Raw genomic sequence first — 21,532 nt, 5'->3', positions numbered from 1 at the left:
CGGCGATTGGCCCCCCAGCAACACCCCTCAGAACGACCCGACGACGCGTATGCCCCCCTCCCCGCGAACCGTCGGAGACCGTCGGCTAGGGTTTGGTCCGCATAAACATCCAAACCCCTGCCCGACGCAGGGCGGCGACCGACCAGCGAGAAGGCCGCAGCCGACCGCGCGGGCGAGACTCTCGGGAAGGCGCTACGTGAGTCCCAACGGCTCCGACCTCCCCCTTCGCCCGAAAGGCGTGGGCGGTACCCCCAAGCCGCGGCGCGCGACGCGGCGGAAGCTGCTCCAGGCACTGACCGCGGGCCTGGTCCTTGCGACCGCGACCGGTTGCACATACAAGGACTTCCCCCGCCTTGGCATGCCCACCCCGACCACGGAAGAGGCTCCCCGCATCCTCTCCCTGTGGCAGGGCTCGTGGGCGGCCGCGCTCGCGACCGGCGTGCTGGTGTGGGGCCTGATCCTGTGGAGCGCCATGTTCCACCGGCGCAGCCGCACCAAGGTCGAGGTTCCGCCGCAGACGCGGTACAACATGCCCATCGAGGCGCTGTACACGGTGGTTCCGATCATCATCGTCTCGGTGCTCTTCTACTTCACCGCGCGGGACGAATCGAAGCTCCTCAGCCTGGAGAAGAAGCCGGACGTCACGGTCAACGTGGTCGGCTTCCAGTGGAGCTGGGGCTTCAACTACATCGAGAACGTGCCGGGTTCCACCGGTGACGCCAAGAAGGACCCGAACCTCGCGGCCATCCCCACGCGGTTCCTGGACCAGTTCCCGGCCAACGCCGGTGGCGTCTACGACGTCGGTACGCCGGGTACGCGGAACCCGCAGACCGGCAACCCCGGCCCGACGCTGTGGCTGCCCAAGGGCAAGACGGTCCGCTTCGTGCTGACCTCGCGTGACGTCATCCACGACTTCTGGGTCGTGCCCTTCCTGATGAAGCAGGACGTCATCCCGGGCCACACCAACGCCTTCCAGGTGACTCCCAACAAGGAGGGCACCTTCATGGGCAAGTGCGCGGAGCTCTGCGGCGTCGACCACTCCCGGATGCTGTTCAACGTGAAGGTCGTCTCCCCCGAGCGGTACGAGCAGCACCTCAAGGACCTCGCCAAGAAGGGGCAGACCGGTTACATTCCCGCCGGCATCGCGCAGACGAGCCACGAGAAGAACCGGGAGACGAACAACCTGTGAGCATCCTCAATGAACCCCAGGGTGCCGGCGCGACCGAGGACTCGAACGACAACGAGTTGTTGATCCGGCGCAAGCAGCCCGGCAACGTCGTGATCAAGTGGCTGACGACCACGGACCACAAGACGATCGGCACGCTGTATCTGGCGACGTCGTTCGCGTTCTTCCTCATCGGTGGCGTGATGGCGCTGCTCATGCGTGCCGAGCTGGCGCGCCCGGGCATGCAGATCATCTCCAACGAGCAGTTCAACCAGGCGTTCACGATGCACGGCACCGTGATGCTGCTGATGTTCGCGACGCCGCTGTTCGCCGGTTTCGCCAACTGGATCATGCCGCTGCAGATCGGCGCGCCCGACGTGGCGTTCCCGCGGCTGAACATGTTCGCCTACTGGCTCTACCTGTTCGGCTCGACCATCGCCGTGGGTGGCTTCCTCACCCCGCAGGGCGCGGCCGACTTCGGCTGGTTCGCCTACTCCCCGCTGTCGGACGCGGTCCGTTCGCCGGGTGTCGGCGCCGACATGTGGATCATGGGTCTGGCCTTCTCCGGCTTCGGCACGATCCTCGGCTCGGTCAACTTCATCACCACCATCATCTGCATGCGCGCTCCCGGCATGACGATGTTCCGCATGCCGATCTTCGTGTGGAACGTGCTGCTGACCGGTGTGCTGGTCCTGCTGGCCTTCCCGGTGCTGGCCGCCGCGCTGTTCGCCCTGGAGGCGGACCGCAAGTTCGGTGCCCATATCTTCGACGCCGCCAATGGCGGGGCCCTGCTATGGCAACACCTCTTCTGGTTCTTCGGCCATCCAGAGGTGTACATCATCGCGCTGCCGTTCTTCGGCATCATCTCCGAGATCATCCCGGTGTTCTCGCGCAAGCCGATGTTCGGTTACATGGGCCTCATCGCGGCCACGATCGGCATCGCCGGTCTGTCCGTGACCGTGTGGGCGCACCACATGTACGTCACCGGCGGTGTGTTGCTGCCGTTCTTCTCCTTCATGACGTTCCTGATCGCGGTCCCGACCGGTGTGAAGTTCTTCAACTGGATCGGCACGATGTGGAAGGGCTCGCTGTCCTTCGAGACACCGATGCTCTGGACGACCGGCTTCCTGATCACCTTCGTCTTCGGTGGTCTGACCGGTGTTATCCTGGCCTCGCCGCCGATGGACTTCCACGTCTCGGACTCGTACTTCGTGGTGGCGCACTTCCACTACGTGGTGTTCGGCACCGTCGTCTTCGCGATGTTCGCCGGTTTCCACTTCTGGTGGCCGAAGTTCACCGGCAAGATGCTGGACGAGCGGCTCGGCAAGATCACCTTCTGGACGCTGTTCATCGGCTTCCACGGCACCTTCCTGGTCCAGCACTGGCTGGGCGCCGAGGGGATGCCGCGCCGGTACGCCGACTACCTGGCGGCCGACGGCTTCACCGCGCTGAACACGGTCTCGACGATCGCCTCGTTCGTGCTCGGCCTGTCGATCCTGCCGTTCCTCTACAACGTGTGGAAGACCGCCAAGTACGGCAAGCCGGTCGAGGTGGACGACCCGTGGGGCTACGGCCGTTCGCTGGAGTGGGCGACCTCCTGCCCGCCGCCGCGGCACAACTTCCTCACCCTGCCGCGGATTCGCAGCGAATCCCCGGCGTTCGACCTGCACCACCCCGAGATCGCCGCGCTGGAGCAGCTTGAGCACGCCGGTCACGGCGCCGCCATCGCGGGCAGCAAGGAGGCCGGCAAGTGAAGATCCAAGGTCGGATGTTCTTCTGGCTGAGCATCTTCGTCCTGGTCATGGCCGTCGTGTACGGCGTGTGGTCGAAGGAGCCGGCCGGCACCACGGCGCTCTTCCTGGCCTTCGGCCTGTGCATCATGATCGGCTTCTACCTGGGCTTCACCGCCCGGCGGGTCGACGCGGGCGCGCAGGACGACAAGGAGGCCGACGTCGCGGACGGCGCGGGCGAGCTGGGCTTCTTCAGCCCGCATAGCTGGCAGCCGCTGTCCCTGGCGGTCGGCGGCGCGCTGGCCTTCCTCGGCATCGCGGTCGGCTGGTGGCTGCTGTACTTCTCGGCGCCCCTGATCGCCGTGGGCCTCTTCGGCTGGGTGTTCGAGTACTACCGCGGTGAGAACCGCACCCAGTAACACCCCCAGCGGCACAGCGCAGGACATGGCGGGAGCCCGGACACTCCATCAGGAGGGTCCGGGCTCCTTCCTTTGCCGCAGTGTCCGTCCCTCGTACGGGTTACGTGCCGAGCCAGTGAGGTCTTCATCTCATAGCGTGATCATATGAATCACACTGCGCGGACCCGCACCGTGGTCAGCTCCGCCATGCTGGTGGCCGCCCTCGGCGCGGGCGTCACCGGCTGCGGCTCGGACGGCAATGCCCTGTCGTCCAAGCCGTACGACGCGGCCGACCAGATCGTCTTCAACGCGCCCACCGACAAGGCGAAGCAGGCCGATCCGGACAAGCCCCTCGAGGTCACGCTGAAGAGCGGCGAGGGCCGGATCACCGACGTCACCGCCATGGACGCCACAGGCCGCTATGTGGCGGGCGAACTCGCCGCCGACGGCGGGCGCTGGCACAGCACCTCCCCGCTGGCCGCCAACGCCCATTACACGGTCCGCGTGAGCACCGAGGACGAGGACGGCGCCCCCGGCCGCAAGGTCCTCAACTTCGACACCACCAAGACGGTGAGCAAGAAGAGCCTGGGTGTCACCTTCGGGCCCGAGGCGGGGGAGTACGGCGTCGGACAGCCCGTCGTCGCCAACCTCGACCAGCCCGTCAAGGACAAGGCCCAGCGGGCCGTGGTGGAGAGCGGGCTGCGGGTGGACTCCGTCCCCGCCGTGCAGGGTTCCTGGTACTGGGTCAGCGACAAGGAACTCCACTACCGGCCCAAGGAGTACTGGCCCGCCCACGCCACCGTCCAGGTGCACAGCAACCTCGACGGGATCAAGATCACCGACCGGCTGCGCGGTGGCAAGAGCAAAGATCTGAAGATCACCATCGGCGACAAGGTGGAGGCCATCACCGACGCCGCCACCCACCAGCTCACGTTCTACAAGAACGGTGAGGTGATCAACACCATCCCGGTCACCACCGGCAAGCCCGGCTTCGAGACCCGCAACGGCGTCAAGGTGGTCCTGGAGAAGCAGTACTTCGTACGGATGCGCGGAACCACCGTCGGCATCGCCGAGGGCAGCTCCGACTCGTACGACCTGCCGGTGTACTACGCCACCCGCGTCACCTGGTCGGGTGAGTACGTACACGCCGCGCCCTGGTCGGTCGGCTCGCAGGGCTACGCCAACGTCAGCCACGGCTGCACCGGCATGAGCACCGGGAACGCCGAGTGGTTCTTCGACCACGTCCGGGCCGGCGACATCGTGAAGGTCGTCAACTCCAACGGCCATGCCATGGAGGACTTCGGCAACGGGTTCGGCGACTGGAACCTGGACTGGAAGAAGTGGGGCACCGGCAGCGCCCTCACCGGGGCCGCCCAGAACGGCTCCGCGCCCAGGGACTCCGTACGCCTGCGCCCCGCCGCCGCATGACGCTCCGGGGTGCGGGAGCCGGACGGGCCCCCGCGCCCCTTCAGCGGGCCGTTCTAGGCGTTCTGGAGGCGCTTGCGGCGCAGCAGGGAGGCCAGCGCCTCCGCGAACTCCATCGGGTCGACCGGCAGCGTCACCGCCGCGTCGGCCCGGCTCCAGGTCGCCAGCCAGGCGTCCTGCGGACGGCCCATCAGCAGCAACACCGGGGGAGCGCCGAAGACTTCGTCCTTGAGCTGGCGGCAGACCCCCATGCCGCCCATGGGCACCGCCTCGCCGTCCAGCACGCAGACGTCGATGCCGCCCCGGTCCACCTCGCGCACCACGGCCTCGGGGGTGGCGCACTCGACGAACTCCACCAGCGGCACGTCCGGAGCCGGCCGGCGTCCGGCGGCGAGCCGTACCTGTTCACGGGTGTTGGAGTCGTCGCTGTACACCAGCACAGTGGCGGTCGGCTGCATGCTTCCTCCGAGACGTCGGCGTCTTACGGACAGGCCGTTGTGGGCCGGATGCTACTCCCTGGGACAGCACGTCAACACCGGTACGACAGGCGGAGACACTCCGAACGGCACCCCCGGAGTGAGGGCGAGATAAGCGACCGACATAATGTCGGTCGTGGCGACAGCAACGACAGTAGATACCGGGCACGCGCACCCGTCGGTCAACCGGCCGAACCTCACCAGCGTCGGAACCATCATTTGGCTGAGTTCCGAGCTGATGTTCTTCGCGGCCCTCTTCGCGATGTACTTCACCGCTCGATCGGTGACCGGACTGGATCACTGGAAGGAGATGGCGCACGCGCTGAATGTGCCCTTCTCCGCGACGAACACCACGATCCTGGTGCTCTCCTCCCTGACCTGCCAGCTCGGCGTGTTCGCCGCCGAGCGCGGGGACGTGAAGAAGCTCCGCGGATGGTTCATCGTCACCTTCGTGATGGGTGCGATCTTCATCGGCGGACAGATCTTCGAGTACACGGAACTGGTGAAGAAGGACGGCATCTCGCTGTCCTCCGACGTCTACGGCTCCGTGTTCTACCTGACCACCGGCTTCCACGGCCTGCACGTGACGGGCGGACTCATCGCCTTCCTGCTGGTCCTCGGCCGCACCTACGCGGCCAAGAGGTTCACTCACGAGCAGGCGACCGCCGCCATCGTCGTGTCCTACTACTGGCACTTCGTCGATGTGGTCTGGATCGGCCTCTTCGCCACGATCTACTTGATCAAGTAGCGGGCACCACCCGCACATCCAGAAGCACCGACGCAGAAGATCCTGACACCGGGGTAATCCGTGAAAAAGCTCTCCGCACGACGACGCCATCCGCTGGCGGCGGTCGTCGTCCTACTCCTCGCGCTGGCGGCCACTGGGGGGCTGTACGCCGCGTTCGCGCCCGCGGGCAAGGCGCAGGCCGATGAAACCTCCCAGTCCCTGACCATCAAGGAGGGCCAGAAGCTCTACTCGGTGGGCTGCGCAAGCTGCCACGGCACCGGTGGCCAGGGAACCTCCGACGGCCCGAGCCTGGTCGGCGTCGGCGCCGCCGCGGTCGACTTCCAGGTCGGCACCGGCCGGATGCCCGCCTCCAGCTCGCAGATGGCCCAGATCCCGGCCAAGAAGCCGATCTACACCCAGGCCCAGATCGACCAGCTCGCCGCGTACGTCGCGTCGCTGGGCGCCGGCCCGAACGTGCCGACCAAGGAGCAGTACTCCAAGGAAGGTGCGGACATCGCCCGGGGTGGCGAGCTGTTCCGCACCAACTGCGCGCAGTGCCACAACTTCACCGGCAAGGGTGGTGCCCTGACCAAGGGCAAGTACGCGCCGAGCCTCGAGGACGTCGCGCCCAAGCACATCTACGAGGCCATGCAGACCGGCCCGCAGAACATGCCGTCCTTCCCCGACACCACCATGACGGAGAAGAACAAGAAGGACATCATCGCGTACCTGAACGCGGTCAACAGCAGCGAGACCGAGAACCCCGGCGGCCTTGAGCTGGGCGGACTCGGCCCGGTCAGTGAGGGCCTGTTCGCCTGGATCTTCGGCCTCGGCGCGCTGATCGCGGTCGCCGTCTGGGTCGCCGCTCGGACCGCAAAGGCCAAGAAGTCATGAGTAGCCAAGACATTCCAGAAGAGAACCTGCCCGCCGCGCAGGACCACCCGCACGGCTCGGTGAGCGTCGCGGACGAAGAGACCCCGTTCGCCGATCCGGGCATGCCGCCGCACGAGCACCGTGCGCAGGACATCGACGAGCGGGCCGCCAAGCGGTCCGAGCGCGCGGTGGCCCTGCTGTTCACGATCTCGATGCTGGCCACCCTCGGCTTCATCGCGTCGTACGTGACGATCCCGCACGACAAGTCGATCTTCGTCTTCCCGATCGGTCACATCAGCGCGCTCAACTTCGCGCTGGGCCTGACCCTCGGGGTGGCGCTGTTCTGCATCGGCGCGGGCGCCGTCCACTGGGCGCGCACCCTGATGTCCGACGTCGAGATGGTGGCCGAGCGCCACCCGATCGCGGCGGAGCCCACGGTCCGCGCCCAGGTCTTCGACGACTTCCGCCAGGGAGCCGCCGAGTCCGGCATCGGCCGTCGCAAGCTGATCCGCAACACGATGTTCGGCGCGCTGGCCCTGGTGCCGCTCTCCGGTGTGATGCTGCTGCGCGACCTCGGTCCGCTGCCGCACAACTCGCTCCGCCACACGCTGTGGGCGAAGGGCAAGCTCCTCGTCAACGTCAACACCAACGAGCCGCTGCGTCCCGAGGACGTGGCCGTCGGCTCGCTGACCTTCGCCAAGCCCGAGGGCCTGGAGGAGACGGACGAGGACTTCCAGGACCAGATCGCCAAGGCCGCCCTGATGATCGTCCGGCTCCTGCCGAACGACATCAAGGACAAGCAGGAACTGGCCTGGTCCCACGAGGGCATCGTCGCGTTCTCGAAGATCTGCACCCACGTGGGCTGCCCGATCTCCCTGTACGAGCAGCAGACGCACCACGTGCTCTGCCCGTGCCACCAGTCCACCTTCGACCTCTCCGACGGTGCCCGAGTGATCTTCGGCCCCGCCGGTCACGCCCTGCCGCAGCTCCGCATCGGTGTGAACGACGAGGGCTACCTCGAGGCGCTCGGCGACTTCGCGGAGCCCGTCGGTCCTGCATTCTGGGAGCGCGGATGAGTACTGAAGCGAACGAAGCCCCCCGCTCGCGCGGGAAGGCGCCGGCCGGCGAGCGCGTCGCCGACTGGGCGGACGGCCGGCTGGGGATCTTCTCCCTGGCCAAGGCCAACATGCGCAAGGTCTTCCCGGACCACTGGTCGTTCATGCTGGGCGAAGTCTGCATGTACAGCTTCCTCATCATCATCCTGACCGGTGTGTACCTGACGCTGTTCTTCCACCCGTCGATGAACGAGGTGGAGTACCACGGCAGTTACGTCCCGCTCCAGGGACAGCTCATGTCGGAGGCGTTCAACTCGACCCTGCACATCTCCTTCGATGTGCGCGGTGGTCTGCTCATCCGGCAGATCCACCACTGGGCCGCGCTGATCTTCCTCGCCGGCATGTTCGTGCACATGATGCGCGTGTTCTTCACCGGCGCGTTCCGCAAGCCGCGTGAGGTCAACTGGCTGTTCGGCTTCCTGCTGTTCGTCCTCGGCATGTTCACCGGTTTCACCGGTTACTCGCTCCCGGACGACCTGCTCTCCGGCACCGGTGTGCGCTTCACCGAGGGCGCGATCCTGTCCATGCCGATCGTCGGCACGTACATCTCGTTCTTCCTCTTCGGCGGCGAGTTCCCCGGCCACGACTTCGTGGCCCGGTTCTACTCGATCCACATCCTGCTGCTGCCGGGCATCATGCTCGGCCTGATGGTGGCGCACCTGATCCTGGTCTTCTACCACAAGCACACGCAGTTCGCGGGTCCGGGGAAGAAGGAGACCAACGTCGTCGGCATGCCGCTGCTGCCGGTGTACATGGCCAAGGCCGGAGGCTTCTTCTTCCTGGTCTTCGGTGTCATCGCGGTCATCGCGGCCATCACGCAGATCAACCCGATCTGGGCGATGGGCCCGTACCGGCCCGACCAGGTCTCCACCGGCGCCCAGCCCGACTGGTACATGGGCTTCGCCGAGGGTCTGGTCCGCTACATGCCGGGCTGGGAGATCAACTTCTGGGGCCACACGCTGGTCCTGGGCGTGTTCATCCCGCTGGTCCTGTTCGGTGTCGTGCTGATGGCCATCGCCGTCTACCCGTTCATCGAGTCCTGGGTCACCGGCGACAAGAGCGAGCACCACATCCTGGACCGCCCGCGCAACGCCCCGACGCGTACCGCGTTCGGCGTCGCCTGGGTCACGGTGTACATGATCGGTCTGGTCGGCGGTGGCAACGACCTGTGGGCCACCCACTTCCACCTGTCGATCAACCAGGTCACCTGGTTCGTCCGGATCTTCTTCTTCGCCGGACCGGTGATCGCGTTCATCGTCACCAAGCGGATCTGCCTCGGCCTCCAGCGCCGGGACAAGGACAAGGTGCTGCACGGCCGCGAGACCGGCATCATCAAGCGCCTGCCGCACGGTGAGTTCATCGAGGTGCACGAGCCGCTCAGCCAGGAGCAGCTCCACACCCTGACGGCGCACCACCAGTACGAGCCCGCCGAGATCGGCCCCACGGTCGACGAGAACGGGGTCGAGCGGAAGATCAAGCCGACCGAGCGGCTGCGGGTCAAGCTGTCCAACGCCTACTACGGCAAGGACAACCAGATCCCCAAGCCCACCGTCGACGAGTACAAGGAGATCACGAGCGGCCACGGCCACCACTGATCCCGCGCGCGTCGCCACGCCACGGCCGAAGGGCCCCGTCCGGAACACCGGCGGGGCCCTTCGCCCTGTCCGGGCTGGATAGGGTGGGAGCGGGCACCCCGCGTGCCCCGGAACACCGGTTTTTCCCTCACTCACACCCAGGAGCGGCCGAATGAGCGCTGTGACCCCCGCTGGAGGCGACACCGCGGCGGGCCGTTCCTGGCCCGAGGTACTGAACGCCCTGCTGGAGGGCCGGGACCAGAGCGCCGACGCCACCGCCTGGGCGATGGACCGGATCATGCGCGGCGAGGCCACGGACGCCCAGATCGCGGGCTTCCTGGTGGCGCTGCGGGCCAAGGGCGAGACGGTCGAGGAGATCACCGGGATCGTCCGGGCGATGTACGACCACGCCAATGTGATCGAGGTGCCCGGCCGGACCGTGGACATCGTCGGCACCGGCGGGGACGGCGCCAAGACGGTGAACATCTCCACGATGTCCTCCATCGTGGTCGCCGGCACCGGCGCGAAGGTCATCAAGCACGGCAACCGGGCCGCGTCCTCCGCGTCCGGCTCCTCGGACGTGCTGGAGCGGCTCGGGGTCAACCTGGAGCTGACGCCGAGGCGGGTGGCCGAGGTCGCGGAGGAAGCGGGGATCACCTTCTGCTTCGCGGTCAAGTTCCACCCGGCGCTGCGTCATGTCGGCGCCGCGCGCGGTCAGCTCGGCATCCGTACGGTCTTCAATGTGATCGGTCCGCTGACCAACCCGGCGCGGGTGCGGTCCCAGGCGGTGGGCGTGGCCAACCTGGCCATGGCGCCGATCGTCGCGGGCGTCTTCGCCGAGCGCGGCAACTCCTCGCTGGTCTTCCGGGGCGAGGACGGGCTGGACGAGCTGACCACCACCTCGCCCTCGCGGGTGTGGATCGTGCGCGACGGCAAGGTCACCGAGGAGGTCTTCGACCCCCGTGACGTCGGCATCGAGCTGGTGCCGGTGGACGCGCTGCGCGGCGGCGACCCGGCGTACAACGCGATGGTGGCCCGCAAGGTGCTGGAGGGCGAGCGGGGGCCGGTGCGGGACGCGGTGCTGCTGAACTCGGCGGCCGCGCTGGTCGCGCTGGACCCGACCGAGGAGCCGCTGGCGGACCAGCTCCGGGCGGGCATGGCGAGAGCGGCGGAGTCCATCGACTCCGGGGCTGCGGCGCGCACGCTGGAGCGCTGGGTGGCCGCCAGCAACCGGTAGGAGTGCTTTTCGGGCGCGGCGGGGAGCGGTTGCTCCCCGCCGCGTCGGCGTTCCGGCATCCGGACGCCGGTTGCGCCGCGCGCTCGGTCCGGCTAGCTTCCTGATCAGGTCATGAGCGACAGCCATGCGGCCCCGGCCGGCTGTCCGGCAACCCTCCGTCCGTGGCGGGGTGCTCCGGGTGAGGACCAGGCCGTATTCCAGAAGGTCTACGGCAAGCGCGGACCCCTCGATAACCAGGGGTCCTGGTCGTACGAGGGAGCTTTTTCCGTGAGCAAGCGAATGCGCTAGGGCCGCCGAGCCCCGCCTCCGCACACCCCCTTTCACCCTTCCTCCGGTGCCCCGTCCGCATGCCCTGCGCGCGGTGACTCCGGCCTGCCTCACGGGAGTTCAGCCATGTCCGTCTCCACCGCCTTCGCCCCCGCCCCCGCCGACGCCGTCCCCGCCCCGCTGCCGGTGCTCGGCCGGGACGTCTCGGTGCCGCTCGTCACCGGGGGAGAGGCCGGCTACGCCGCGCTCGACTACGCCGCCAGCGCCCCCGCGCTCCAGCGGGTCTGGGACGACGTCGCCGCCTACGCCCCCTACTACGGCAGCGTGCACCGGGGTGCCGGGCACCTCTCGCAGCTCTCCACCGAGCTGTTCGAGAACGCCCGCCGTACGGTCGCGGAGTTCCTCCACTGCCGGGACGACGACCAGGTGGTCTTCACCCGGTCCACCACGGACTCCCTGAACCTGCTGGCCCGCGCGCTGCCCGCCGGGTGCGAGGTGTACGTCTTCGAGACCGAGCACCATGCCGCGCTGCTGCCCTGGCGCGAGGCCGACGTGACCTTCCTGGACGCCCCGCGCAGCCCCGAGGGGGCCGTGCGCACGCTGGAGCGGGCCCTCGCCGGCCGGGACACCGCGCGCCCCGCGCTGGTCTGCGTCACCGGCGCCTCCAATGTCACCGGCGAGGTGTGGCCGGTACGTGAACTCGCGGCCGCCGCGCACGCGTCCGGGGCGCGGATCGTGCTGGACGCCGCCCAGTTGGTGCCGCACCAGGCGGTGAGCGTGCGCGAGCTGGACGTCGACTGGATCGCGTTCTCCGGGCACAAGCTGTACGCGCCCTTCGGCTCCGGGGTGCTCGCCGGGCGGGCCGACTGGCTCTCCGCGGCCGAGCCGTACCTCGCGGGCGGCGGCGCCAGCCGCACGGTGGCCCGGCGGGCCGACGGCTCGGTGGAGGTGGAGTGGCACGAGGGCGCCGCCCGGCACGAGGCGGGTTCGCCCAATGTCATCGGCGCCTACTCGATCGCCTCGGCCTGCCGGGCGCTCGCCGAGGCCGGCCCCGAGACGCTGGCCGCCCGCGAGCGGCACCTGCTCGGGCTGCTCCGGGCGGGGCTCGCCGAGGTGCCCGAGGTGCGGGTGCTCTCGCTGTTCGGCGACGACGCCCCGCGCGTGGGCGTGCTGTCCTTCGTGGTGGACGGCTGGAACAGCTCCCACCTCGCCGCCGCGCTCTCCGCCGAGTACGGCATCGGCGTCCGCGACGGCCTCTTCTGCGCCCACCCCCTGGTGCACGCCCTCCTCGGCACGAACACCGCCGAACAGGCCGGCTGCGGCACCGGCTCCCTGAACGCCGTCCGCGTCAGCTTCGGCGCGGGCACCCCGGACGAGCACATCACCCGCTTCGTGACCGCGCTCCGCGAACTGGTCACCCAGGGCGCCCGCTGGACCTACCGCACCGAAAACGGCCGCTGCGTCCCGGAGAGCTGAGGTTTCTCAGGAGTCCAGGCCGATGGCGAAGGCCGCTTCCAGGTCGTGCTGGGAGTAGGTGCGGAAGGCGACGTGGGTGTCGGTGCCCTCCACGCCCGGGATCTTGCTGATGCGGCCGGGGATGACCTCGGCGAGGTCCTCGTGGCGGGCCACGCGGACCATGGCGATCAGGTCGTAGGTGCCGGTGACGGAGAAGACCTCGCTCACGCTCTCCAGCGCGGCGATCTGCTCGGCGATCTCCGGAATCCGGTCCACGCTGGTCTTGATCAGGACGATCGCGGTGATCACGGCTGGTTCTCTCCCTTGGACGCCGGAGCCGGGGCGGCCTCAACTCTAGCCCCGCCCGCGGTCCGCCCGTACCTGAGCCAGGCGTAGCCGAAGCCCAGGCAGAAGCCGATCACATGGGCGAGGTAGGCGACGCCGGGACCCTCCGGCGCGCGGCCCGCCGCGTACCACTGGAGCCCGGCCCAGAAGGGCAGCACCACCCAGGCCGGGAAGCGCAGCGGGAGGAAGAAGAGGAACGGGAGGAGACTGGTGACACGGGCCCGCGGAAAGAGGTGGAGGAAGGCGCCGAGGACCGCGGAGATCGCCCCCGAGGCGCCGACCAGGGACTGCTCGGAGTCCGCGTTGGCCAGCGCGTACCCGAGCAGGGCGAGGTAGCCGCAGCCGACGTAGAAGAGGGCGAACTCGACGCGGCCCATCCGTTCCTCGGTGAGCACGCCGAAGACGAAGAGGAACAGCATGTTGCCGAGCAGATGCACCCAGCTCCCGTGCACGAACAGCGCGGTCACCGGCGTGAGCGCCTCCCGCACCGGCTCCGCGAAGAGCCCGGCCGGGATCACCCCCCAGTGCCGGAAGTACGCCCGCTGCGCCGCGAGCAGCGCGTCCCCGGTGCCGTACGAGTGGGTGAAGCCGGAGGCCGGGCCCAGCAGGAAGATCAGGCAGCACAGGGCGATGAGGCCGTACGTCTGCGGCGCCGGGTTGCCCCGGACCGCCCTGACGGTCCGGGCGGCGGTCGTGCTCCACTCTCTGATCATGAATACAGAGCATGACGTAACCGGACGCACTGGTACAGACCGCCTCGCCGCTTCGGACAGGCGGGCGGCGAACACCCGGCAGGCCGTAGGGTTACGGCCACACGACGCGACGAGAAGGAAGCGAGCTGCGCCATGACGGTTCCTCCGCCGACCGCCACGACACGCTGGCGCTGCACCCTGTGCGGCAACCTCACCCGGTTCGACGTGACCCGCTCCTCCAAGGCCGTCGAGTACGTCCACCTCGACCTGGCCGGGGAGCCGACCGTCGAGGAGCGCGAGGTGGTCAGTGAGACCATCGAGTCGGTCCGCTGCCGCTGGTGCAACGCGGTGGACCAGGTGGAACTCGTGGACAGGCCGGGCGCCGCCTCCTAGCGGCGGGGCGGTCCGCACGGGATCGGACAGGTGGATCGGGCATGTCGGGCATTGGGGTGTGACGGATGGTGGAGACCGCGGGCGGGGGGCCGGAGGACGGCACCGCCGAGGTGCTTGACCATCCGCTGCCCGACGGCGTGCGCCGCCGGGTCGTGAGAATCGTCGCGGACGCCTTCGGTGCCCTGACCATGGCCGAACTGCCCGCCCCCCTGCGGCAGTACGCCCGGTTCACGCCGAACCGGCGGGCCAAGTTCGCCGGGAACGCGATGGCCGCCGCGCTGGAGACCGAACGCCTCTTCCGGCAGCGGATCGGCGAGCGCTACAAGGAGATCCAGCCCGAGCTGTGCGGCGCGCTGGAGGCGGGCGCACCGCCCCCGGCCGCCGACCCCCTCGACGTCGCGGCCGCCGCCTATGTGCTGCGCCCGCCCGGCTGGGCCAAGCTGGTCGCCGCGGCCGGCGAGGAGGCGCAGCGCGCGGACGCCGAGCGCGTGGACGAGGAGAGTCGCGCCGAGCTGGAGAAGCTCCGCGAGGAGCTGGAGCGGGCCCGCGAGCACACCCGCGCCGAGACCGCCCGGCTGCGCGCCGAGCTGGACGCGGCGAAGAAGGAGGCCGACGCGCTGCACCGCAAGCTGCGCTCGGCCCTGAGCGACGTCAAGCGCGGCGAGGCCGCGCTGCGCAAGGAGCGCGCCGAGACCGAGTCCGCGCGGGCCGAGGGCCAGGCGGCCGTCTCCGCCGCCGAGAGCGAGTCCCGCCGGCTCAAGACCCGCCTCGGCGAGTCGGAGGCCGCGCTGGAGGCGACCCGCCGCGCGGTCCGCGAGGGCCGCAGCGTGGAGGACATGCGGGTACGGCTGCTGCTCGACACCGTGCTGGAGGCGGCCCAGGGGCTGCGCCGCGAACTCGCCCTGCCACCGGTGTCGGTGCGCCCGGCGGAGACCGTGGACGCGGTGGAGCCGGGCCGGATGACGCCGAAGGACATCGCCGCCCGCGCGCTGTCCGAGCACGACCCCGCCATCCTCGACCAGTTGCTCGCGCTGCCGCAGGCCCATCTGGTGGTCGACGGCTACAACGTCACCAAGACCGGCTATCCGCAGATGCCGCTGGAGAAGCAGCGGCTCAGACTGCTCGGCCAGCTCTCCGCGCTCGCCGCGCAGACCGGCGCCGAGGTCACCTGTGTCTTCGACGGCGCCGAACTGGCCGCCCCGGTCCTGCTCGCGCCGCCGCGTGGGGTACGGGTGCTGTTCTCCAAGCCGGGCGTCACGGCGGACGAGCTGATCCGCCAGCTCGTGCGCGCCGAACCGCCGGGCCGCCCCGTCATCGTGGCCTCCACCGACCGCGAGGTGGCGGACGGCGTCGCCCGCGCCGGAGCGCGCCCGGTGGCCTCTGCGGTACTTCTCAAGCGACTGTCCTGAACGCCCGACGGACGCCTGACCTGCCCCAATTGAGGGCGTCTGTGGACGACGGAAAGTCAACCCGGCGTCACGCGTGGTGCGTTGAGTGCAAAATATGCAGCGAGGGACTGGATTTTTTGCTGTGAGGATTTGAACTGATCACAACTGGGTCACTAGGGTCGGTTCGAACCTCCGAGCGGGTGATCACTCACAAGAAGGAGTTCGTCCTCAGTGGCGTCCCATCGTCGACCCAAGCAGCCGAGCCGCACGCGTGTCACCGTGCTGACCACCGCGGCGGCCGCCGCCGTCGCGCTGAGCGCGAACGCGGCCAACGCCGCCCCGAGCGAGAAGCCGGGCAAGACGGAGGTCAAGGCCCAGGTCGACAAGCTCTACGAGCAGGCCGAGCAGGCCACCGAGAAGTACAACGGCGCCAAGGAGAAGCAGGAGAAGCTCCAGAAGGAGATCTCCACGATCCAGGACAACGTCGCCCGCGGCCAGCAGGACCTCAACAAGCTGCGCGACGGCCTCGGTTCGCTCGCCACCGCCCAGTACCGCAGCGGCGGCATCGACCCCTCGGTCCAGCTCTTCCTCTCCGCCGACCCGGACGACTACCTCGACAAGGCGTCCACGCTCGACCAGTTGAGCGGTCAGCAGGTCGAGGCGCTGAAGAAGATCCAGGACAAGCAGCGCGAACTCGCCCAGGACCGCGCCGAGGCCACCGAGAAGCTCAAGGACCTCGCCTCCACCCGCACCGAGCTGGGCAAGAAGAAGAAGGAGGTCCAGGGCAAGCTGGGCGAGGCGCAGCGCCTGCTCAACACCCTGACCGCCAAGGAGAAGCAGGCGCTCGCCGCCGAGCAGCAGCGCGCCGACCGCTCCTCCAGCGAGCGCGTCCAGCTCGGCAACGCCGTCCCCGCCTCGGGCCGCGCCGGAGCCGCGTTCTCCGCCGCCCAGAGCAAGATCGGCACCCCGTACGTCTACGGCGCCACCGGCCCCTCCTCGTACGACTGCTCGGGTCTGACCTCCTGGGCCTACGCCCAGGCCGGTGTCTCCATCCCGCGCACCTCCGAGGCGCAGGCCAACATCGGCACCCGGATCTACTCCACGAGCGACCTCCAGGTCGGCGACCTCGTCTTCTTCTTCAACGACATCCACCACGTCGGTCTCTACGCGGGCAACGGCCAGATCCTGCACGCCCCGCGCACCGGCACGGTCGTCCGCTACGAGTCCATGAGCACCATCGGCGGCCCGTTCATGTTCGGCGTCCGCGTCTGACACCCTCGCCACACCCGCCCGAACGGGCGAATCACGGCACCGCGCGACCCCTGGCGCCCCGCCGCTGACCTGCGTCGGCGCCGGGGCGTCACCGTGTGTGCGCACGGCGGTCGTTGGCCGGTGGGTGCCGCTGCGGCTACTGTCTGGCGCGTTTCCCCCGCGCCGAGGGCCCCCGCCCGTCCGCGCGCCGGGGGGACGGTTCCCGTCGTCCAGGGGAAGGACCGCCGTGGCGTCCCATCGCCGTCCCGCAACATCCGGATGCGACCGGGGCGCGGCAGCCCTGTGCGTGCTGTCGGCCGCGGCCGCCGCCCTCGGCGCCGTACCCGCCGCGCACGCGGCGCCCCGTGACGGCGCCCGCGCCCAACTGGACCGGCTCTACGCGGCGGCCGAGCGCGCCACCGAGGACTACGACCGGGCCGACGAACGCGCCGACCAGCTCCGCCGCGAGGTCCGCGACGCCCAGGACCACATCGCCCGCACCCAGCAGCGGGTCAACTCCCTGCGGGAGCGGCTCGGTTCGCTCGCCGGTGCCGAGTACCGCTCCGGCGGCATCGACCCGGCCGTCGCCCTGCTGTTCTCCGCCGACCCCGACGACTACCTCGACAAGGCGTCCGTCGTCGACCGCATCGACACCCGCCAGGCCGGCCAACTCCGAGAACTGAGCGGCGCGTTGCGCGACCTCGCCCAGGAGCGGGCCGAGGCCGAGGCCAAGCTCGGCGACCTGGAACGCAGCCGCAAGGCGGTCGCCGCGCACAAGCGGAAGGTACGGGAACGGCTCACCCGCGCCCGGCGCCTCTTCGACTCCCTGCCCGCCGCCGACCGCGCCGACTACAACCGGTCCTCCCGCTCCGGCCGCCCCGACCTCACCGGCCTCGGCGACCTGAACCCCCGCGCCGCCGCCGCGCTCGCCGCCGCCCGCTCCGCGCTCGGCCGGCCGTACGTGTGGGGCGCCAACGGGCCCTCGGGCTTCGACTGTTCCGGCCTGATGCAGTGGTCGTACGCCCGGGCCGGCGTCCAGCTCCCGCGCACCTCGCAGGCCCAGCGGAACGCCGGGCACCAGGTCCCGCTCTCCCAGGCCCGCCCCGGTGACCTGGTGATCTACCGCTCCGACGCCAGCCATGTGGCGATGTACGCCGGCAACGGCCAGGTGATCCACGCGCCCCACCCCGGCGCGGCCGTGCGCTACGACCGGGTCGGGATGCTGCCGATCTCCGCGGTGACCCGGCCCTGAGACCGGCCCGCACCCCGTACGATCGGACGGTGGCCGGCCGGGACGGAGCGTGGCGAGCAGCGGCGGCGGGACTCTGCCTGCTGCTCCTGCCGGCGTTCTCCGGATGCGGCCACCGCGCCCCCGGCACCGGCGCCCGCGCCGAGGTGCAGCGGGTGCTCGACCGCCGGGCCACCGCCCTGCTCGGCCACGACGAGGCCGCCTACGCCACCACCGGCACCCGCACCCCCTACACCCGGCTCCGGGCCCTCCCGCTGGCCGCCTGGGCCTACCGGATCACCTCGCTGCGCCCCGACGGCACCAGCGCGGACGCCGAGCTGAGCTACCGGGTCGCCGGGCAGGACACCGCGCCCGTCACCGCCCGCCGCACCCTCACCCTGAGCCACACCGCCGACGGCGGCTGGTACGTCGCCGCCGAGGGGCCCGCGCAGGGCGCCGGACAGCAGCTCTGGGACCAGGGCCCGGTCAGCGCCGTCAGCGGGGCGCACAGTCTGGTGCTGGGCACCGGGCAGAGCACGGAGGAGCTGCGTGGCTACGCCCGGCTCGCCGACCGCGCCGTACCGGCCGTCTCCCGCGCCTGGGGCGCCCGCTGGGCCCGGCGGGTGGTGGTGCTGGTGCCGCGCTCGCTGGACGGCATGGCCGCGCTGCTCGGCTCGCCCGCCGCCCAGTACCGGGGCATCGCCGCTGTCACCACCGCCGAGACACGGGGCGCCGGGCGGGCACCCGCCGACCGGGTGGTGGTCAACCCGGAGGCGTACGCGGCCCTCGGTGACCTGGGCAAACAGGTCGTGCTCACCCACGAGACCACCCATGTCGCCACCCGCTCCGCGACCACCGCCGCCACCCCGCTCTGGCTCTCCGAGGGGTACGCCGACTGGACCGGCTACCTCGGCACCGGCCGCACCCCCGGCGAGGTCGCCCCCGAGCTGACCCGCGCCGTCGCGGACGGGCGCGTCCCGGACGCGCTCCCCGCCGACAAGGACTTCGGCTTCACCGGCGACCCGGCCGGGCTCGCCCGCGCCTACGAGTCCGGCTGGCTGGCCTGCCGGATGATCGCCGAGCGCTGGGGCGAGGAGGAGCTGCGCGCCTTCTACCGGGCCGTCGGCGCCCACCGCACCCGCGCGGGCGCGGTGGAGGGCGCGCTGAAGCAGGTGCTGGACACCACCCCGGAGGAGTTCACCGCCCAGTGGCAGGACTACGTCCGGGCCCAACTGGGCTGAGGCTCAGGGGGAGACGGGCGACTCGTCGGCGCGGTCCGCCGTGGCGGGGGCGGACGTGAGGGGCACCGGGGACACGGTGGCGCGCCACAGCCGGCGGCCCGCCGTGAGGGAGGCGGCGACCAGCAGGCCGTTGCGCACGACCATCAGCGTCACGCCGTACCAGTCGCTCGTCACCACGTGGATGAAGCCGAGCGGGAACTCCAGGACCGTCACCAGGGACGCCACCGCCACCATCAGCGCGGGCACGGTCATCCGGGAGGCGCGGTGGGTCAGGCACACCGCGGCCAGCCCGATCAGCCACACCAGGTACTGCGGGCTGATCACCCGGCTGGTCACCGTGAACAGCAGCACCGCGGTGAACGCGGCCTCGGGGAGCGTCAGTTCGTCGGTGCGCGCCACCCGCAGCCGCCACAGCACCAGCCAGCCGAACGCGGCCCCGGTCAGCACCAGCGCGGCCGTGCTCACCACCCCGACCCAGGGGCCGAGGAACTCGATCGAGCCGTAGTTCAGCAGGACCTGCCCCTCCCAGCCGAAGTGCCGGGCCACATGGAAGACCAGCGCGCCCAGCGACTCCACCTCGGTGCCCCGGTCCCGCTGGAAGGTCAGGAAGGCGAAGGCGCCCGGCATCGACACCGCGAACAGCGCCGCCAGCCCCGACGCCGTCACCGCCGCCGACGCCCATGGACGGCGCCGGGAGGATCCCGTCAGCAGCAGCGCCGGCCAGACCTTCACCAGCGCGCCGAGCGCGGTCAGCACCCCGAAGGCGCGCGGATGCCGGGCGGCCACCAGCAGGGCGGCAACCGCCAGGGCGGTCACCATCACGTCGTAGCGGGCGTACACCGTCGGCCCGAGCAGCGGGACGGCCGCCGTCCACAGCCAGGCCCCGCGCGGCGAGCGGCCCGGCTCGCGGCCGTAGCGCACCAGCAGGGCGAGCACCGCGAGGTCGGTGAGGCAGGCGAGGACGAAGAACGCGTCCGTGTAGTCCAGGAACGGCAGCAGGCCGGGGGAGAGGACCGCGAGCGCGGCGGCGGGCGGGTACTGCCAGGTGACGTCGTCCAGCGGAAACGTTCCTTGGCGCAGGACCTCGTACCAGCCCCGGTAGATCACCGACACGTCCGAGGTGACGTCCGGGCCCGCGACGGTGATCACCTTGAACACGGTCAGCAGCAGGACGGCACGGCTCGCCGCCCACACCGCCGCGAGCCACGCCAGGGACCGCCCGGCGCCCTTCGTGTCCACGTGATCCCCTGCCGTTCGGTCGTGTGTCGTGCGCGTCGGAAGACTCATGATGTCCTTTACGGCCGTGTCCCTGCCACAGACTCCGCCCGGCCCGGCCCCCGGCGGGCCACCCGGTAGGGTCGGCGGCGATGCACAAGACCCTGATCGTGACCAACGACTTTCCGCCCCGCCCCGGCGGCATCCAGGCGTTCCTGCACAACATGGCGCTGCGCCTGGACCCGGACCGGATCGTCGTCTACGCCTCCACCTGGAAGCGCGGCCGGGAGGGCGCCGAGGCGACCGCCGCCTTCGACGCCGAGCAGCCCTTCACCGTCGTACGCGACCGTACGACCATGCTGCTGCCCACCCCGGCGGCGACCCGGCGGGCGGTGGGGCTGCTGCGGGAGCACGGCTGCACCTCGGTGTGGTTCGGGGCTGCGGCGCCGCTCGGGCTGATGGCACCCGCGCTGCGCCAGGCCGGCGCCGAGCGGCTGGTGGCCACCACCCACGGTCACGAGGCGGGCTGGGCCCAGTTGCCCGGCGCCCGCGGGCTGCTGCGCCGGATCGGCGAGTCGACGGACACCATCACCTATCTCGGCGAGTACACCCGGTCCCGGATCGCGGCCGCGCTCACCCCGGAGGCGGCCGGACGGATGGTCCAACTGCCGCCCGGCGTGGACGAGAAGACCTTCCACCCCGGCTCCGGCGGGGACGAGGTGCGCGCCCGGCTCGGGCTCACCGACCGGCCGGTCGTGGTGTGCGTCTCCCGGCTGGTGCCGAGGAAGGGCCAGGACACCCTGATCCGGGCGATGCCCCAGATCCTCGCCGCCCAGCCGGACGCCGTGCTGCTGATCGTGGGCGGCGGCCCCTACGAGGCCGACCTGCGCCGCATGGCCGCGGAGACCGGCGTCGCGGACTCCGTACGGTTCACCGGCGCGTTGCCCTGGGCGGAACTGCCCGCGCACTTCGGCGCCGGGGACGTGTTCGCCATGCCGTGCCGCACCCGGCGCGGCGGGCTGGACGTGGAGGGGCTCGGCATCGTCTACCTGGAGGCGTCCGCGACCGGGCTGCCCGTCGTCGCCGGTGACTCCGGGGGCGCACCGGACGCCGTGCTCGACGGCGAGACCGGCTGGGTGGTCCGGGGCGGCGAACCGGCCGAGGCCGCCGAGCGGATCACCGCCCTCCTCGCCGACGAGGGCCTGCGCCGCCGCATGGGCGAGCGCGGCAGGCAGTGGGTCGAGGAGAAGTGGCGCTGGGACCTGCTGGCCGAACGGCTGAAGGTGCTGCTCTGACACGACGGCGCCGGGGAATCCCCGGCGCCGCTCGGCTCTGTG

Annotated in this window: 20 protein-coding genes and 1 riboswitch; of the genes, 16 read left to right on the top strand and 4 right to left on the bottom strand. The window is 70.6% G+C overall.

Annotated elements, in window-relative coordinates:
- Positions 1-196: 196 nt before the first annotated feature.
- The 4 genes from ctaC (at position 197) to E5083_RS11760 (ending at position 4,721) form a co-directional block, all read left to right on the top strand.
- Entirely contained in the window at positions 197-1,189 is a 993-nt protein-coding gene (gene ctaC, locus E5083_RS11775; protein WP_376117014.1) for an aa3-type cytochrome oxidase subunit II, read from the top strand.
- A complete protein-coding gene (gene ctaD / locus E5083_RS11770; protein WP_135785583.1) occupies positions 1,186-2,919 on the top strand; it encodes an aa3-type cytochrome oxidase subunit I in 1,734 nt (577 codons plus the stop codon). The genes ctaC and ctaD overlap by 4 nt, the downstream gene beginning before the upstream one ends.
- Positions 2,916-3,314 carry a cytochrome c oxidase subunit 4 gene (locus E5083_RS11765; RefSeq protein ID WP_030810349.1) on the top strand — a complete coding sequence of 133 codons (399 nt, stop codon included), beginning with the start codon at positions 2,916-2,918 and terminating at the stop codon, positions 3,312-3,314. Before ctaD ends, E5083_RS11765 begins: the two co-directional genes overlap by 4 nt.
- 144 nt (positions 3,315-3,458) lie before the next feature.
- Positions 3,459-4,721, top strand: a complete 1,263-nt coding sequence (locus tag E5083_RS11760) for a L,D-transpeptidase (protein ID WP_135785582.1) — start codon at positions 3,459-3,461, stop codon at positions 4,719-4,721.
- Positions 4,722-4,774: 53 nt separating this feature from the next.
- Here E5083_RS11760 and E5083_RS11755 read toward each other — a convergent pair whose 3' ends face one another.
- Entirely contained in the window at positions 4,775-5,176 is a 402-nt protein-coding gene (locus tag E5083_RS11755) for a response regulator (protein ID WP_135785581.1), read from the bottom strand.
- A 145-nt stretch (positions 5,177-5,321) separates the two neighbouring features.
- On the opposite strand from E5083_RS11755, the gene ctaE reads away from it, so the two are divergent.
- The 6 genes from ctaE (at position 5,322) to E5083_RS11725 (ending at position 12,463) form a co-directional block, all read left to right on the top strand.
- Positions 5,322-5,942, top strand: a complete 621-nt coding sequence (gene ctaE, locus E5083_RS11750) for an aa3-type cytochrome oxidase subunit III (RefSeq protein ID WP_030810341.1) — start codon at positions 5,322-5,324, stop codon at positions 5,940-5,942.
- 60 nt (positions 5,943-6,002) lie between these two features.
- Positions 6,003-6,815, top strand: coding sequence for a cytochrome bc1 complex diheme cytochrome c subunit (qcrC, locus tag E5083_RS11745; protein ID WP_135785580.1), 813 nt, complete (start codon positions 6,003-6,005; stop codon positions 6,813-6,815).
- Positions 6,812-7,870 (top strand): cytochrome bc1 complex Rieske iron-sulfur subunit, encoded by a 1,059-nt coding sequence (qcrA, locus tag E5083_RS11740; protein WP_135785579.1) that lies wholly within the window; start codon positions 6,812-6,814, stop codon positions 7,868-7,870. The genes qcrC and qcrA overlap by 4 nt, the downstream gene beginning before the upstream one ends.
- Positions 7,867-9,504: a cytochrome bc1 complex cytochrome b subunit gene (gene qcrB / locus E5083_RS11735; RefSeq protein ID WP_135785578.1), complete on the top strand. Its 1,638-nt coding sequence runs from the start codon at positions 7,867-7,869 to the stop codon at positions 9,502-9,504. The genes qcrA and qcrB overlap by 4 nt, the downstream gene beginning before the upstream one ends.
- Before the next feature lie 151 nt (positions 9,505-9,655).
- The gene (trpD, locus tag E5083_RS11730; protein WP_135785577.1) at positions 9,656-10,720 is read left to right on the top strand and encodes an anthranilate phosphoribosyltransferase; all 1,065 of its coding nucleotides are present in this window, start codon (positions 9,656-9,658) and stop codon (positions 10,718-10,720) included.
- 107 nt (positions 10,721-10,827) lie between these two features.
- A riboswitch (SAM riboswitch) is annotated at positions 10,828-10,944 on the top strand.
- 169 nt (positions 10,945-11,113) lie between these two features.
- Positions 11,114-12,463: an aminotransferase class V-fold PLP-dependent enzyme gene (locus E5083_RS11725; protein ID WP_135785576.1), complete on the top strand. Its 1,350-nt coding sequence runs from the start codon at positions 11,114-11,116 to the stop codon at positions 12,461-12,463.
- 6 nt (positions 12,464-12,469) lie between these two features.
- Here E5083_RS11725 and E5083_RS11720 read toward each other — a convergent pair whose 3' ends face one another.
- A complete protein-coding gene (locus E5083_RS11720) occupies positions 12,470-12,751 on the bottom strand; it encodes an Lrp/AsnC family transcriptional regulator (protein ID WP_135785575.1) in 282 nt (93 codons plus the stop codon).
- Complete coding sequence (locus E5083_RS11715) at positions 12,748-13,500, bottom strand: rhomboid family intramembrane serine protease (protein ID WP_135785574.1); 753 nt, start codon at positions 13,498-13,500, stop codon at positions 12,748-12,750. Before E5083_RS11715 ends, E5083_RS11720 begins: the two co-directional genes overlap by 4 nt.
- 132 nt (positions 13,501-13,632) lie before the next feature.
- Here E5083_RS11715 and E5083_RS11710 point away from each other — a divergent pair, with 132 nt between their 5' ends.
- The 5 genes from E5083_RS11710 (at position 13,633) to E5083_RS11690 (ending at position 18,980) form a co-directional block, all read left to right on the top strand.
- Complete coding sequence (locus tag E5083_RS11710; RefSeq protein WP_031179904.1) at positions 13,633-13,872, top strand: hypothetical protein; 240 nt, start codon at positions 13,633-13,635, stop codon at positions 13,870-13,872.
- Between the two features lie 65 nt (positions 13,873-13,937).
- Entirely contained in the window at positions 13,938-15,281 is a 1,344-nt protein-coding gene (locus tag E5083_RS11705) for an NYN domain-containing protein (RefSeq protein WP_135785573.1), read from the top strand.
- Positions 15,282-15,491: 210 nt separating this feature from the next.
- The gene (locus E5083_RS11700) at positions 15,492-16,532 is read left to right on the top strand and encodes a C40 family peptidase (protein WP_135785572.1); all 1,041 of its coding nucleotides are present in this window, start codon (positions 15,492-15,494) and stop codon (positions 16,530-16,532) included.
- A 226-nt stretch (positions 16,533-16,758) separates the two neighbouring features.
- Positions 16,759-17,763, top strand: coding sequence for a C40 family peptidase (locus E5083_RS11695; protein WP_208754030.1), 1,005 nt, complete (start codon positions 16,759-16,761; stop codon positions 17,761-17,763).
- A gap of 29 nt (positions 17,764-17,792) precedes the next feature.
- On the top strand, positions 17,793-18,980 hold the full coding sequence (locus E5083_RS11690) for a hypothetical protein (RefSeq protein ID WP_135785571.1): 1,188 nt from the start codon (positions 17,793-17,795) through the stop codon (positions 18,978-18,980).
- 3 nt (positions 18,981-18,983) lie between these two features.
- On the opposite strand, the gene E5083_RS11685 is transcribed toward E5083_RS11690, so the two are convergent.
- Positions 18,984-20,219: a glycosyltransferase family 87 protein gene (locus tag E5083_RS11685; RefSeq protein WP_135785570.1), complete on the bottom strand. Its 1,236-nt coding sequence runs from the start codon at positions 20,217-20,219 to the stop codon at positions 18,984-18,986.
- 128 nt (positions 20,220-20,347) lie between these two features.
- Here E5083_RS11685 and E5083_RS11680 point away from each other — a divergent pair, with 128 nt between their 5' ends.
- On the top strand, positions 20,348-21,490 hold the full coding sequence (locus E5083_RS11680) for a glycosyltransferase family 4 protein (protein ID WP_135785569.1): 1,143 nt from the start codon (positions 20,348-20,350) through the stop codon (positions 21,488-21,490).
- Positions 21,491-21,532: the final 42 nt, after the last annotated feature.

This window comes from Streptomyces bauhiniae (genome assembly GCF_004784475.1).
Taxonomy (GTDB): Bacteria; Actinomycetota; Actinomycetes; order Streptomycetales; family Streptomycetaceae; genus Streptomyces; species Streptomyces seoulensis.
This window is presented reverse-complemented; position numbering and strand designations above follow the sequence as displayed.